Source organism: Flavobacterium sp. FG68 (assembly GCF_057808895.1).
In genome coordinates, this window is sequence record NZ_JBMDIY010000014.1 from 39,969 (window position 1) to 53,866 (window position 13,898).

The 13,898-nt window shown below is 32.2% G+C and carries 11 protein-coding genes; 9 read left to right on the top strand and 2 right to left on the bottom strand.

From position 1 onward, the window contains the following. Positions 1 to 67 precede the first annotated feature (67 nt). From ACODSB_RS10725 to ACODSB_RS10735, 3 genes are read left to right on the top strand one after another with little or no spacing between them, the layout of a single operon-like run. Positions 68 to 1,072, top strand: coding sequence for an alpha/beta fold hydrolase (locus ACODSB_RS10725; RefSeq protein WP_488937027.1), 1,005 nt, complete (start codon positions 68 to 70; stop codon positions 1,070 to 1,072). Between the two features lie 51 nt (positions 1,073 to 1,123). Continuing rightward, positions 1,124 to 2,143: an MBL fold metallo-hydrolase gene (locus tag ACODSB_RS10730; RefSeq protein ID WP_488937028.1), complete on the top strand. Its 1,020-nt coding sequence runs from the start codon at positions 1,124 to 1,126 to the stop codon at positions 2,141 to 2,143. A gap of 38 nt (positions 2,144 to 2,181) precedes the next feature. After that, positions 2,182 to 3,555, top strand: a complete 1,374-nt coding sequence (locus ACODSB_RS10735; protein ID WP_488937029.1) for an alginate export family protein — start codon at positions 2,182 to 2,184, stop codon at positions 3,553 to 3,555. Positions 3,556 to 3,689: 134 nt separating this feature from the next. On the opposite strand, the gene ACODSB_RS10740 is transcribed toward ACODSB_RS10735, so the two are convergent. Beyond that, on the bottom strand, positions 3,690 to 6,116 hold the full coding sequence (locus ACODSB_RS10740) for a tetratricopeptide repeat-containing sensor histidine kinase (protein WP_488937030.1): 2,427 nt from the start codon (positions 6,114 to 6,116) through the stop codon (positions 3,690 to 3,692). Between the two features lie 281 nt (positions 6,117 to 6,397). Here ACODSB_RS10740 and ACODSB_RS10745 point away from each other — a divergent pair, with 281 nt between their 5' ends. The 5 genes from ACODSB_RS10745 (at position 6,398) to ACODSB_RS10765 (ending at position 11,593) form a co-directional block, all read left to right on the top strand. Further along, positions 6,398 to 6,919 carry an RNA polymerase sigma factor gene (locus ACODSB_RS10745; RefSeq protein WP_488937031.1) on the top strand — a complete coding sequence of 174 codons (522 nt, stop codon included), beginning with the start codon at positions 6,398 to 6,400 and terminating at the stop codon, positions 6,917 to 6,919. Positions 6,920 to 6,964: 45 nt separating this feature from the next. Continuing rightward, positions 6,965 to 7,174 carry a hypothetical protein gene (locus ACODSB_RS10750; RefSeq protein ID WP_053470363.1) on the top strand — a complete coding sequence of 70 codons (210 nt, stop codon included), beginning with the start codon at positions 6,965 to 6,967 and terminating at the stop codon, positions 7,172 to 7,174. Positions 7,175 to 7,186: 12 nt separating this feature from the next. Then, complete coding sequence (locus tag ACODSB_RS10755; protein ID WP_488937032.1) at positions 7,187 to 8,035, top strand: FecR family protein; 849 nt, start codon at positions 7,187 to 7,189, stop codon at positions 8,033 to 8,035. A 100-nt stretch (positions 8,036 to 8,135) separates the two neighbouring features. Further along, positions 8,136 to 10,748: a TonB-dependent receptor gene (locus tag ACODSB_RS10760; RefSeq protein ID WP_488937033.1), complete on the top strand. Its 2,613-nt coding sequence runs from the start codon at positions 8,136 to 8,138 to the stop codon at positions 10,746 to 10,748. Between the two features lie 5 nt (positions 10,749 to 10,753). Beyond that, the gene (locus ACODSB_RS10765; RefSeq protein WP_180857862.1) at positions 10,754 to 11,593 is read left to right on the top strand and encodes a DUF4249 domain-containing protein; all 840 of its coding nucleotides are present in this window, start codon (positions 10,754 to 10,756) and stop codon (positions 11,591 to 11,593) included. A 109-nt stretch (positions 11,594 to 11,702) separates the two neighbouring features. Here ACODSB_RS10765 and ACODSB_RS10770 read toward each other — a convergent pair whose 3' ends face one another. Next, complete coding sequence (locus tag ACODSB_RS10770; protein ID WP_488937034.1) at positions 11,703 to 12,731, bottom strand: hypothetical protein; 1,029 nt, start codon at positions 12,729 to 12,731, stop codon at positions 11,703 to 11,705. Positions 12,732 to 12,850: 119 nt separating this feature from the next. On the opposite strand from ACODSB_RS10770, the gene ACODSB_RS10775 reads away from it, so the two are divergent. Beyond that, entirely contained in the window at positions 12,851 to 13,882 is a 1,032-nt protein-coding gene (locus tag ACODSB_RS10775; protein ID WP_488937035.1) for a hypothetical protein, read from the top strand. The last annotated feature ends 16 nt before the right edge of the window (positions 13,883 to 13,898 follow it).

Below are 13,898 nucleotides of genomic sequence, written 5' to 3' on the forward strand. Positions count from 1 at the left end.
GTTTCCCGGTTGGTATTCGATAATCGAAAATCTAAAAAAATTACCAACAATTAATTTTTAAAAAATTATGAAACCAATTTTTAACCAAAATTTTGGGTCTTTAAAAATGTTTACAGGCCTTTTAATCATCAGTTTATTTTCTCTAACCTCTTGTAATAAAAAAGAAGAACCGGCAAAAGCAGCCGAAGAAACTACAGTAGCAGAAGATACCGCTGCGGTAAAACCCGCCAATCCACCGGCTAATTTTAAACACCAAACTGCTTTAGTAAATGGTGTCAACATTCACTACGTTATAGGCGGAAAAGGGGAGCCGCTTGTACTTGTTCACGGTTTTGGACAAAACTGGTATATGTGGAACCGTCTTTTACCGGAACTTTCGAAACATTTTACCGTAATCGCGCCAGATTTAAGAGGAGTAGGCGAGTCTGACAAACCAGAAGGCGGTTACGACAAAAAAACAATGGCTACCGATATTCATGAATTAGTAAAAAAACTAGGTTATAATAATATTAATCTGGCAGGTCACGATATTGGACTTATGGTAGCGTATGCTTATGCGGCGCAATACGGTTCTGAAGTGAAAAAACTGGCCTTAATGGATGCTTTACTTCCGGGAATTGAACCAGTTTGGTCACAGGTTTCGGCTTCTGCATGGTGGTTTGGATTCTTTGCATGGCCGGCTTCGGGAGATATTGTTAAAGGAAAAGAAAAAGAGTTTTTGACTAATTTCTGGCCAATGGTTGGACACGTAAAAGATCCTTTTACTCCAGAAGAAACTGCAGAATTTGTTAGGGCTTATGCTGTAAAAGATGGTGCAAAATCAAGTTTTAAATGGTTTGGAAATTTCCCTCAGGACGGAAAAGACAATTTGGTTTTTGCCAAAACAAAACTAAAAATGCCTTTACTGGCAATGGGCGGTGAATATTTTGCAGCAGCATTTTTAAAAGACCATTCTAAACTGGTGGCAGAAAACGTAACCGAATCTAAAATTGCAGGTTCAGGACACTGGCTGGTTCAGGAAAATACCGCGCAGGTTCAAAAAGATCTTTTAGCCTTTTTTACTGCAAAATAACTTCAACTCAATAATTGAAGATTCTAAGCTATTTTCTATAAACCATCGATAATGAAAACTAAAAAAATCATTTTAAGATTTGCAATTCTAATATTGCTTATTTTAAGTAATACAGCAGCTTACGCACAATTTCCTATGCCGGATCATGTTCCTATCTGGGACGCGAATACGGTAACTTTAAAACTTCATAAAATTGCCGAAAATGTTTATTCAGTAGCGCCGGAAACGGTTGAAGCTGAAACAACAAAAGGTATTGCACAGGCAACATCGGCAGGTTTTATTGTGGGTGAAAAAGGAGTTTTGGTAATTGAAACTTTGCTGAGCAAAAGATTGTACGATCAGTTGTATAAACTTATAAGATCCGTTACTGATAAACCTATTGTTTATGCCGTAAATACCAGCGATCATGGCGATCATTGTTTTGGAAATTATCTGCTTCCAAAAGAAACCATTATCATTCAGAACGAATTCTGCAAAGAAAACCTTTCTAAAAATTACGAGAATATCAAACAATTTATGATTATGCTTTTTGGTAAAGGAAGAGGAATTGAAGAAAGTGTTTATCGTCCGGCAGATATTACAATCGCCATCAATCAAAACCTAAAGATTGATATGGGAAAAGGAAACGTTGTTGAGATTATAAACGTGGGAACGGCACAGTCACCTGCAGATCTTTTTGTGTATTTAAAATCACCGACGGGAAATGTGCTTTGGGCAGGAAATCCTTTTATTGCCGAAAGTCCGACAATTCCGTGGTTGTTTGACGGTTATTTTCTGGAACCCGTAAACAACCTGAACAAGATTTACAACATGATTGGCGACAAAGATATTGTAGTTCCGGGACACGGTCGAATTACAAATAAAGCCGGAATAAAATACACGATTGATTATGTTGAAGCATTAAAAACAAATGTTGAAAATGCGGTTAAAAAAGACCTGACTTTAGAAGAAACTAAAACCGCTGTTAAAATGAAAGAGTTTGATAAAGGTTATGAACTTTTTAACTGGCTTCATTTTAATTTCAATATTCCGAATGCGTATAAAGATATCAAACAAAACAGCACAAAATAATGTTGTTTAAGATTTCTAAATGTTTAAAAATAAGGACAATGAAAAATACAATTTTAATAGTGATTTTGTTGATTTCATTGTCCTGTTTTGGACAACAGTATCCTGATTTTAAATCGCTCCGATATGATGAAAATTATAGTTTCCTAAAAAGCGATACAACAACTGATAATTGGTATAAAACAATGAAGTTTCTGCCGCTTTCAGCATCCAAAGAATCTTATATAAGTTTTGGAGGAAGTATTAGATATCAATATTTCTATGCCGAAAATGAAAATTGGGGAGACGGTCCGCAAGACAGCGATGGTTATGTTTTATCACGCTATTTGTTTCATGCAGATTTTCATGCCGGAAATTTTTTCAGGGCTTTTGTACAGACGCAAAGTAGTTTAGCCGACAGTAGAATTGACCCAAGTCCGGTTGATCAAAATCCGCTTGAAGTGCATCAGGCTTTCGCCGATTTTAATTTCATAAACGAAAAAAATCACAAGCTTATTTTAAGAGCGGGAAGGCAGGAACTCACGTATGGATCACAGCGTTTGGTTGCTATGCGGGACGGACCAAATAACCGCCAGTCTTTTGATGCTGTAAAATTGTTAACTTCAAAAGATAATGTTTCGGCTGATTTTTTCTACAGTCATTTTGTTGTGGCGCATGACGGAATTTTTGATGATAATTCTACTCCCGAAAGGCAGTTTTGGGGCAGTTATTTTGTAATTAATAAAGTTCCCGTTATCAAAAATATTGATGTTTATTATTTTGGATATGAAAGAACAAAAGCCACATTTAATGACGGAGCAGGAAAAGAAGAACGACATTCTGTAGGAACCCGAATTTGGGGAAAAACCGAAAACTGGCGTTACGATGGAGAAGCTTTGTATCAGTTTGGTGATTTTGCTTCAAAAGATATCAGCGCGTGGACAGCTTCGATCAATTTGGGATATCGTTTTAATGAAATAAAATTTCATCCTGAACTGAGTTTTAAAGCCGAAGCAATAAGTGGTGATAAACAAATGGGAGATAATCAATTACAGACCTTTAATCCGCTGTTTCCGCGTGGTGGATATTTCGGTTTAACCTCTATAATTGGACCGTCAAATCTTCTGGATTTTCATCCCGGAATAAGTTTAGAGCTGAGTAAAAATATTGATTGGGTTATCGATTATGATATGTTTTGGAGATACAGCAGCAATGACGGAATTTATGGGCCAAATACTTTTTTGATTTATCCGGGAGACACAACGACAAGCAAGAAAATTGGAAACCAGCTTGAAACTGAGGTGATTTGGCAGCCAAATCCATATCTTTATTTTCGTTTTGAATCGACGTGGTTTAATGCGGGAGATTATATAAAAGCTTCGGGAACAGGGAAAGATATTTTTTTCGCCGGAATCACAATGCAGCTGAATTTTTAGGTTAAAAAAAAATGTAATTAAAATGAACAGGATGATTTGTAATGCCGGATTGAAATCCGGCGTTACAAATCTAAAATAACCGGATTGAAATCCGGTTTACGAACCATATTGTAACAAAATATTTCAATCCGGTTTTATTTTTTATCAATTAAAAATTCAGACAAAAATTCAATTTTTATAGTAGTTCCATTTTGATTTTCTATTAAAAGTTTGGCGTCTAAATCATAACTTAAACCCTTTATCAAACTCATTCCAAACGAGTTTTTTCTTTTTGAAGAAATGGCAGCATCAAAACCAATTCCGTTATCAGCGATAGTAAGCAAATAATAATTTCCGGTTGTTTTTTCTACCGAAATATAAATCATTCCCACAGCATAATTTGGGAACGCATATTTTATCGAATTTGTTATAGCTTCATTTAAAATAAGCCCAAGCGGAACGGCCTGTGCGACATCTAATTCCAGCGGATCTGCTTTTATTTCAAACCGAATTCTTTGTCCCAAATTGAAAGATTCCTTTAAATATTCGGCTAATTCTTTAATGTAATTTGGCATATTAATCGTCGAAATATTTTCAGAATTATATAATTTTTGATGAATTAAAGACATCGAATGAATTCTGTGCTGGCTGTTTTTTATTGCCGATAATGCCATATCATTATCTAAGTAAGCCGATTGTGAATTGAGCAGGCTAATAACAGTTTGCAGATTGTTTTTTACCCGATGATGAATTTCTTTTAAAAGCCATTCTTTTTCATCAAGCAAATGCCTTAGATTTTTATTTTTTTGGTTTATTTCTTTTTCTTTCAGTTCAAGTTTAATATTATTTCGTTGTTTCAGTCGGTATCTGTTAAACAATAAACCAATAACAATCAAAAGTAAAATAAGACTCCAAATCGATAATGTATTTAAAAGCTTTGATTTTTTTAGCTCACTTTTTTGTAATGTGGATTGTTTACTTAAAAGCTTTATTTCCTGTTCTTTATTTTTGGTTTGGTATTGAATAATGAGTTCTTCGATTTGTTTGTTTTTTGAAAAATTAACGATAGAGTCATTTATCTTTTTATAATTCTTATAATGGTTTAAAGCAGATTGATAATTTCCTTTTGCAGAATCAATTATATAAAGCGAGATTTCGAGATTTTCAGAATTATAATTTCTTTTATATTTTTTTGACAGCGCTAAAATTTTATCTGTATACAATTTTGCTTTTTCAACCTGATGTCTGCGGGCATAAAAAGAAGCCATTGAGGAATAAGCATTTAAAACATCCATTAATGTTTCGGGACCAGCTAATTGACTGGCATAGCGGTCCATTTCCTTAAAATACTTTTCTGCTAAAGTAAAATTATTTATTCGCTCATAACAATTAGCTTTCGTACTATTCACAATCATCTTATCAAAAAGATCAACTGGCGGATAATCTGTCGTTATGGAATTTAAATAATTAATAGCTTCCTGATTTTTTCCTTTAGATGACATGGCTAAAACCAGACTGACATAACTTCTGTAAAAACCGCCGCTGTTCATATTTTGATGACCCATTTCGACACTTTTTTTATAAATATCAAGAGCTTCTTCATAATGACCAAGCGCTAAATAAACGTTTCCGAAACGCAGGTAAAAAATGTCTGCAAAGTTATAATCCTGAATAGTTTCCATTGTTTTTATACTTTTTAGAGCATAATACAAAGCACTTTTTGTATTGTAAAGAAAGAGTTCTATATAAGAAATGGTTGCTTCGGTAAAATGAGTATGCTTAAAACCTATTTTTCTTTGGTCGTATAAACTTTGATAAAATTCTTTTAAGGCAAGTTTGATATTTCCTTTCCCGTAATGAACGGTTATCAGTCTCATATGGTTTTCAATTTTCTTTTCTTCCAGATTTAACTGCGTATAAAGTTGTATAGCTTCATTTAAAATGATTTCTTTTTCAGGATCTGAATTTGGAAGGTTTAAAGCTTCACTCGCTAAAGCATCTGCAAGTGATTTTAAATCATTTTGCTTTCGGCATTCCTTTACAACTTTAATGAAACAATTTTTGCTTTCTGCAAAACGGGATGACTGAGCGTAATATTTTCCAAGTAATAACAAACTCTGCTGCTGTAATTTTTTATCGTTTAGTTTATTACTTTCTTTTAAAGCTTCATTTATAGAAGTAAAAGCATTTTGAAGATCATTTGCTTTTGTTCCGGTTTTAAAAAGATAGAAAGAACCAAGCTGCAAAAGCATTTTAATTTGAGTATCATTTTTTGATTCGGATAAAAGTTTTTTGTAGGCGTTTATATTTCCTTTTTCGATAAGCTCATTGCCAATTAAATTGGCCTTAACATCATAACCTTCATCATAACTTAAATAAACGGGTAATTTGTAAGCTTTGCAGGTTAATACAACGGAACTGTCTTCGTCAATTTTTCCTTGATTTTTAGCATACAAAAACATTGAACCAAACTGGATCAATAATCGTTTTTTCTTTAAATCATAATCTGCAGTAGAAGATGTTGTTTGAGAAATACAATGAAACGAAATAAAAAGCAGAATAAAAGCATAAATTTGTTTCATAAGTATTTAATAAATAACGACTTAATTGATCGTTAATGAACAAATATAGGGATATAAATCAAGTCTGTAGAGTTCTCCGGCTTGTATCTGCTATCATAATTTAACAGTTAATATTGATTTTCATAACCTCTTGTTTAAAACTATATTTTTTCTGTTAAATAATTTTAGAATAAATTTCTGTTCTTTGCAGTAATAAAATAAGGAATACAGTCTTTGCAGAAAAAATTCGTGTACAATATTATTTTGAACATGGAGTTAAGACTAAGGATCATATTTACGTTATGGACAATAAAAAGTTTATATTAAGTTTAAAAAAAGGTAATGAGGCTTCTTTTAAAGAAGCTTACCTAAATTACTACGATAAACTTATTGGTATTGCCAGACGTTTTAATTTTACGGTTCTTACTCCGCAGGATTTTGTACAGGAAACTTTTTTAAGACTTTATAATAAAAGAGAATTACTTAATGAAGATGTTTTGTTTGATAAACAGCTCTTTGTTATCTGCAAAAATATTATCATCAATCATGTTAACAGGGAAAATAAAATAATTCAGCTCGATACTTCAAATTTTGAAATCGAAAATGAAGACTATGATGATGTTATTTTTGAAGAAAGAAAAGAAAAACTGTATGCTTTTATAAATTTACTTCCGGAGCAGCAGCAAAAAATATTTACTTTACATAAACTGCAAAACCTTAGCTATAAGGAGATTGCGGCAATAACAGACCTTTCTGAAAAAACAATTGCCAATCATATTTACCTAGCCAGTAAATTTATTCGAAAAAAAATCGAAAACGATTAGGAACTTTTTTGTTCTCGTTTGTTATACTAATAAACAGAAACAAAAATGCATATTGAATCTTATAAAACTGATGTTAAAACCAAGGAAGATGCAAGCTTTATTGTAGTGCTTCTTCGTTTTATTATTTCTGACTGTTCAATGGATTTTGTGGTAGATGATAGTAATCATATTCTAAAAATCGAAACGAACAGAGAGATTAAAGAAATGGTGTATGGTGTTTTTAATAAACAAGGATTTTATTGTCAAAAACTTTAACGCAATAAAGACATGGACGAAAAGAAAATAGAAGAGGAATTGAAAAAAATATGGGACGAAATCCCTGTTTCACATTCTGATAATGAAAAAGAAATGTCTTGGGAACAATTCCAGGCAAAGGCATTTTCTCCAAAAAAGAAGAAGAATAATTCTTGGCGTTATTTTGCGGCAGCGGCGGCTGTTTTGATTTTTGTTCTTATAGGAACCGGACTTTACTTTAATGGCAGTAATCCTGTAAACAATGAAATTCAACTTACCGAAAATGTAATTGAAAATACAACTTCGATAATAAAAACGGCTGTTTTACCAGATAGTTCAAGAGTAGAATTGAGTCCGAATTCTAAAATTTCGTATGCCAGTAATTTTGCATCAAATAGAAAACTTGAAGTTTCGGGAGAAGTTTATTTTAAAGTAAAAAAGGATAAAAAACATCCTTTTCAGGTATTTTGTAACGAAACAACCACTACAGTTTTAGGAACTTCTTTTACAGTAAAAGGATACACTCAAAAAGGAGTAACGGTTGAACTTTATGAAGGAAGTGTTCAGATGAATGTAAAAGACCGCAATGAAAAATGGATACTAAAACCGGGCGAAAAATTCACATACGGAAACCAAACTACATCTGTTACAGAATTCAACAGATTTATAGATTTTGACAATCAAAAGCTAACAGATGTAAGCACTTATATCGAATCAAATTACGGATATAAAGTAATTATGCCGCAGGAATACGAGAACCAGCGAATTACGGTACGCATCAATAAAAAAGAAGATTTAAATACGATTATCCAATTAATATCAGAAATGTATAACCTAAACTATGAAGTAAATGAAAAATTAAAACAAGTTACTTTTCAATAGAAAAGAAAAGGATGCACTAGCCGCGAAACTAAAAACATCCTTCCTATAGTCAGGATAGTATAAAACTATTCCATTTAATAATTCAAAAATACAAAATTTCATGAAGCATATAATTTCAGCGTGCTTTTTTTTATTCAGTTGGGGAGTTTTTTCCCAAAACGTCACGGTAACTGTAGATCAAACGGTAACATTAAAGGAATTCTTTAAACAAATTGAAAATCAATCTGATTTTAAATTTGCCTTTACAGATCAAATTAATACCAGCCAAAGATATTTTACGCAAAAAAACGTGTATACTAATATCGATATCAAACAGCTTATTAATGAATTAAATAAAAACACATCGATTCAATTTTCGATTGTAGGCAGTAATATTTTTGTAAAACAAAAAGCTGTAAAAACGGCTAAAAAAAAAAATAAACTGACAGGACAGGTTCTTGATGAAAACAAGGAACCCGTAATAGGAGCGAATGTTTTCATCATAGAACTTTCTACGGGTGTTACAACAGATATTAATGGAACCTTTAGCATAGATGTGGACAAAGGTATTTACAATCTTGTTGTAAGTTATGTAGGCTTGAAAAACAAAGAAAGACAGATTGCAGTTGATGGTGATGAAAGAATAAAATTCAACATGGAATCTGACAGTCAGCAGCTAGAGCAGGTAATTGTAACCAATAGTAAAGCTGTTGATGTAAGGAATACTCAAATGAGTGTCAACAAACTTTCGATGGCAGAAATTAAACGTATTCCTGTTGCAATGGGAGAACCTGATCCTTTGAAATCATTGTTAACATTACCCGGAGTTACAAATGCTGGAGAAGCTTCTTCTGGTTTTAACGTTCGTGGTGGTGCTGCCGATCAAAATTTAATTCTGCTGGATGGTGCGCCGGTATACGGTGATTCACACATGTTTGGATTTTTCTCTATTTTTAATGCTGATGTTGTAAACGGATTAGATTTATATAAAGGTGGAATTCCGTCTAAATTTGGCGGACGTGTATCTTCTGTTCTTGACGTAACGCAGCAAACTGGAGATTTTGAAAATTACAAAGTCAACGGAGGAATTGGTTTAATCTCAAGCCGACTTTTAGTGCAGGGACCAATACAAAAAGATGTGGGTTCGTTTCTTATTGCAGGTCGTGCCTCTTATGCACATTTATTTTTAAAACTGGCAGATAATAATAATTCGGCTATGTTTTATGATATCAATGCGAAGTTCAATTATAGATTGGGCGCTAATAATACACTTGCTTTTTCCGGATATTTTGGAAATGATGTTTTTGATATAAACGATCGTTTTTCCAGTACTTACGGAAACACAATGGGAATTTTAAGCTGGAAACATAAATTTTCTGAAAACCTGAATACTAATTTAGCTGTTTTTTACAGCGATTATAAATTTAATCTTGGCTTACAGCAGGAAGATTTTGACTGGAAGAATAACATTCGAACGTACGGACTTAAATATGGTTTTAATCATATTGTAACGGATAAGTTTAAATTAAACTACGGAATCGACGGTCAGTATTATAATTTTAATCCGGGTACCGTACAGCCTACAAGTTTAGATTCGGACTTTAATTACAAACAGCTGGATAAGAAATATTCACTAGAAACATCTGCTTATGTGGATTTTGAAAATCAAATTACGCCAAAATTAAACCTTCGTTACGGACTTCGTTACAGTTTGTTTTATCGTTTAGGTGATGAAACTATTAATACTTATGCAGATGGAAAAGCAGTAGTATTTAATCCGTTGTATCATATTTATGAGGAAGGCACTCCAACAGGATCTATATCATACGGAAAAGGAGATAAAATAAGCAGTTTTGATAACCTTGAACCACGTGTGGCGTTATCATATGCTTTTAGTGATGATGCTTCTGTAAAAGCAAGTTATAACAGAATGGCGCAGTACATTCATATTTTATCTAATACACAATCGCCATTGCCTACAAGTGTCTGGACACCAAGCGGACCGTTTACAAAACCGCAATTACTGGATCAATATGCGGCCGGATATTTCAGGAATTTTAAAGACGGCGATTATTCTTTTGAAGGAGAATTATTTTATAAAAAGATACAAAACCGTATTGATTACATTGATGGTGCCGATATATTGGCCAATAACAATATTGAGCAGGTTATCTTAAATGGTAAAGCCAGATCGTATGGTATGGAATTATCATTTAGAAAAAATACAGGAAATTTTACAGGATGGGTTTCCTACACTTTATCAAGAGCAGAACAAAAAACACCGGGAAGAACTCCTGATGAACCTGGAATTGCAAATGGTGACTGGTATTTATCTGGATATGATAAACTGCATAATTTGAACATTGTAGGAAGTTATGAATACAATCCAAAATGGTCATTTAATGCTAATTTCACTTTGCAGTCTGGTCAGCCGGTAACATATGCAAATGGTTATTATGAATTTGGTGGAATCAATATACCAAACTTTTCACTTCGAAATGAAAACAGACTGCCGCTTTTCCACCATTTAGATTTGGCCGCGACTTACACGCCAAAGCCGGATAAAAAGAAAGGATGGCAAAGCTATTGGGTATTTAGTCTTTATAATGTTTACAACAGAAAAAATGCAGCTTCTATGACGTTTGCAACAAATGAAGACACGGGAGCGAATGAAACCAGAAGACTTTCAATTTTTGGAGTGGTACCTGGAATTTCTTATAATTTTAAATTTTAATGAGTATGCAAAGGATTAATAAATATAATTTTAAAAGTAAAGCACTAGTTTTATTCAGCTTGTTTTGTGTGCTGTTTTTATCATCTTGTGAAGATGTAGTCAATCTTGATTTAGAAACCGGACAGACAAGAATAGTAGTCGATGCTGAGATTTTATGGTTTAAAGGAACAGCTGGTAATGAACAAACTATAAAAATCAGTAAAACAGCTCCGTATTATAATAACACAACACCAAAAGTTTCGGGAGCGCAGGTAAGAGTTGAAAACAGTACCGGAACTGTTTTTACTTTTAATGAAACAGAACCGGGTGTTTATAAGTGTACCAATTTTGTTCCTGTTTTAAATGCAGATTATACGCTTTACGTACAAGCAGAAGGTCAGAGTCTTACCGCTACTGAAAAGCTGACATCTGTAACGCCAATTGATAGAGTAGAGCAGGCAGTTGTTCCTGATTTTGGAGGAGAGGATGTTATAGAACTGACTTTTTATTATAAAGACCCTGCCGATCAGGTGAATTATTATCTTTCAGATTTTAAAAGCAGTTTCCTGATTTATCCGGAATATGACCTTACAGATGATGATTTCTTTAACGGAAATGAAATAAGTAACAGGTTCAATCATGAAGATATGAAAGCAGGAAATACGGTTGATATTACAAATCGTGGTATTTCTAAAAACTTCTATAATTATATGAACTTACTTTTAGAAATATATGGCGGAAGTCCGTTTTCAATTCCTCCCGGAAATATCCGCGGAAATATTGTAAACACTACAGATGCTAATAATTATGCCTTTGGTTATTTCAGGCTTTGCGAAGCAGATAAAGTTTCCTATTTGGTAAAATAACGATTTTAATTAGGTTGATTTGTACGCGAACATCTGGCATTAAAGCAATTTAGTGTCAGATGTTTTTTTATGGTACTATTTCATTTAATAAACAGCATTTTAAATGACATTAAAGCTCTTCGTTTGCGAATTCAATTTTACTTAAATTAATAAAATCAGGTCGTTCAGAATCCGTTTCGTGTAAAATTTTAATCTCATTTTCAGATATAAATTTTATTTCCTTATCACATCCTACATGACAAGATTCCACAGCAATTGGGAAATATAATTTTTTGTTTTTATCATAACCTATAATGTTGTTTCGAAAATAAGAAACAATCTTAAAATCGTCATTTTCAATTACTCGATCTTTATCATATTCTCCATTAAATTCAAATAAATTTTCACTATAATAAGTACTTTTTACAATAGTTGGGTAAGAACTTTCTTTTCCTTCGGGATAATTGTCTTCATCCCATTTTTGTTCAAAATTCTTATAATAATTGATGTCTTTTTCTTCCTCAGTTGGCTTATAAATCCATTTACTTTTAGCACCAAATTGATATAATTCGTTGTAGATTGCAGTGTTAGCTTCCAGAGTTTTATCTTTTGTAAATTCGCCATCAACAAATTCTCCGGATCTTAAACTATATTCTCCTATATATTTTAATGCATAAAATTTTAGACTATTCGTATTTAGCATAATAAAACTTAGGTATATTTCGGGATCTCCGTTGCCTAAAGGAGATTCTTTTATAGCAAATAGAAAATAATCTACACCTTGAATTTTTTTTCTTAAAGTATGTTTTGGATCGATTACGATATGATTATAGTCACTAATTACCAAAGTGTCACTTTTACTCAATTCAAGATTTTTTTTATACGTTGAAGCTATTATTATATTTTTTGCACCGCCAAGATAAAAATCATCTTCATCGCCAGCATCGCTGCCAGATATTTTAATTACTTCAGTATTATCCTCATTGTTAAAAGAGAATAAAGTTACCGTTCTTACTGTTTCGTCATTATCTTCTTTAATCTTTGGTGGTGTGTTTTCCTTATTTACTTTTTGATTCGGAATTTTGTCTTCTTTTTTGCAAGAATACAGCATAATAGAAGACAAAAGAATTATAGCTAGTTTGGTTTTAATGGTGCTCAATTTAGTTATCGGGTTTTATGTTATTGGCAAGATAAAAATTATTTCAGAATTAAAAAATATCCTATGAAATGTCTTTTTATTGATAAATAAAATTTGCTAGATTTACTGAAAAACAAAACGTGATAAAAAAAATACTCTGCCTGTTTCTTGTTTCAATTGCTGTGATTTCGTGTAAAAAAGAAAGCGAGGCAAAACACATTAAAACTTCTCTGGGAATTGTTGCAAATTTTGAAGGAACAGATTTATTTGCTAATAATGATTTATCTCAAAAAACAGATCATTTAAATTATGCTGCAAAAATTGAAGTTATTTCTTTTGACAGTATAAAAGGAGTTTCGAAAATTCTCTATAAAAATCAAGAATTATATGTAGCTTCTTCAGCATTAGAATTACTTTCTAAAAAAGAAAATGATAACAGTTATTTTACAAAAGACTGCTATTGTTTAATGGGATTAAAAGAAGCCAAAACCTTTAACTTTCCAACGAAATACGATACAGTTCATTATTTTGAAAAAGACAATAAAATACGATTTATAAAAGAGGTATCCTATTATAAACCTAGTTATGAAACGTATAAAAGTCATGACATAGAAATGACCCAAGAAGATTATAATGCTGGCGGGCCAAATTTTTATTCATACGTTACAATTGACAGAAACAATTTTCTGATAGGTACTTTTTTTACAGAGCAAAATAAATCTTATCTAGAATGTTATAATAAGAAATCAACCTACGAAGTTTCTAAAAATTCCAGCAAATTATCAGAGTACTATGAAACTGAGGAGTTTAATTATGCTATGAATTTATTTAATACAGATCTTTTATTTGCAAAAATTGGCAATGATAATTTTGTAAAATCTTCTGATAATTTCGACTACAAGAAACAAGCAATTTTGATTGATCAAGGCGAACTGAATTTAGAGAAAAATGTAAATATTCAATTATATAGCTTAAATAATTTTGAGCCTGTTGTCTACAATGATCATGCAATACTTTTTAATTATTTGAGAGAGTTTAAAATTGTAAAAAAAGAGGGCAGAAAAAGATATTTTGTAAAAATCTATATAGAAGAATTTGAAGGTTCTGATATAGCAGGAGAGTATTATATAGATTTAAAAGAAATTGCAGCGTTTGCTTCAATAGGTGATTAATTCAAAAAGTTTATTT

Coding starts and splice junctions, on each gene's coding strand:
- ACODSB_RS10740 (WP_488937030.1), bottom strand. CDS start 6,116: ATGAAACAAATTTATGCTTTTATTCTGCTTTTTATTTCGTTTCATTGT.
- ACODSB_RS10735 (WP_488937029.1), top strand. CDS start 2,182: ATGAAAAATACAATTTTAATAGTGATTTTGTTGATTTCATTGTCCTGT.
- ACODSB_RS10730 (WP_488937028.1), top strand. CDS start 1,124: ATGAAAACTAAAAAAATCATTTTAAGATTTGCAATTCTAATATTGCTT.
- ACODSB_RS10760 (WP_488937033.1), top strand. CDS start 8,136: ATGAAGCATATAATTTCAGCGTGCTTTTTTTTATTCAGTTGGGGAGTT.
- ACODSB_RS10765 (WP_180857862.1), top strand. CDS start 10,754: ATGCAAAGGATTAATAAATATAATTTTAAAAGTAAAGCACTAGTTTTA.
- ACODSB_RS10755 (WP_488937032.1), top strand. CDS start 7,187: ATGGACGAAAAGAAAATAGAAGAGGAATTGAAAAAAATATGGGACGAA.
- ACODSB_RS10725 (WP_488937027.1), top strand. CDS start 68: ATGAAACCAATTTTTAACCAAAATTTTGGGTCTTTAAAAATGTTTACA.
- ACODSB_RS10750 (WP_053470363.1), top strand. CDS start 6,965: ATGCATATTGAATCTTATAAAACTGATGTTAAAACCAAGGAAGATGCA.
- ACODSB_RS10745 (WP_488937031.1), top strand. CDS start 6,398: ATGGACAATAAAAAGTTTATATTAAGTTTAAAAAAAGGTAATGAGGCT.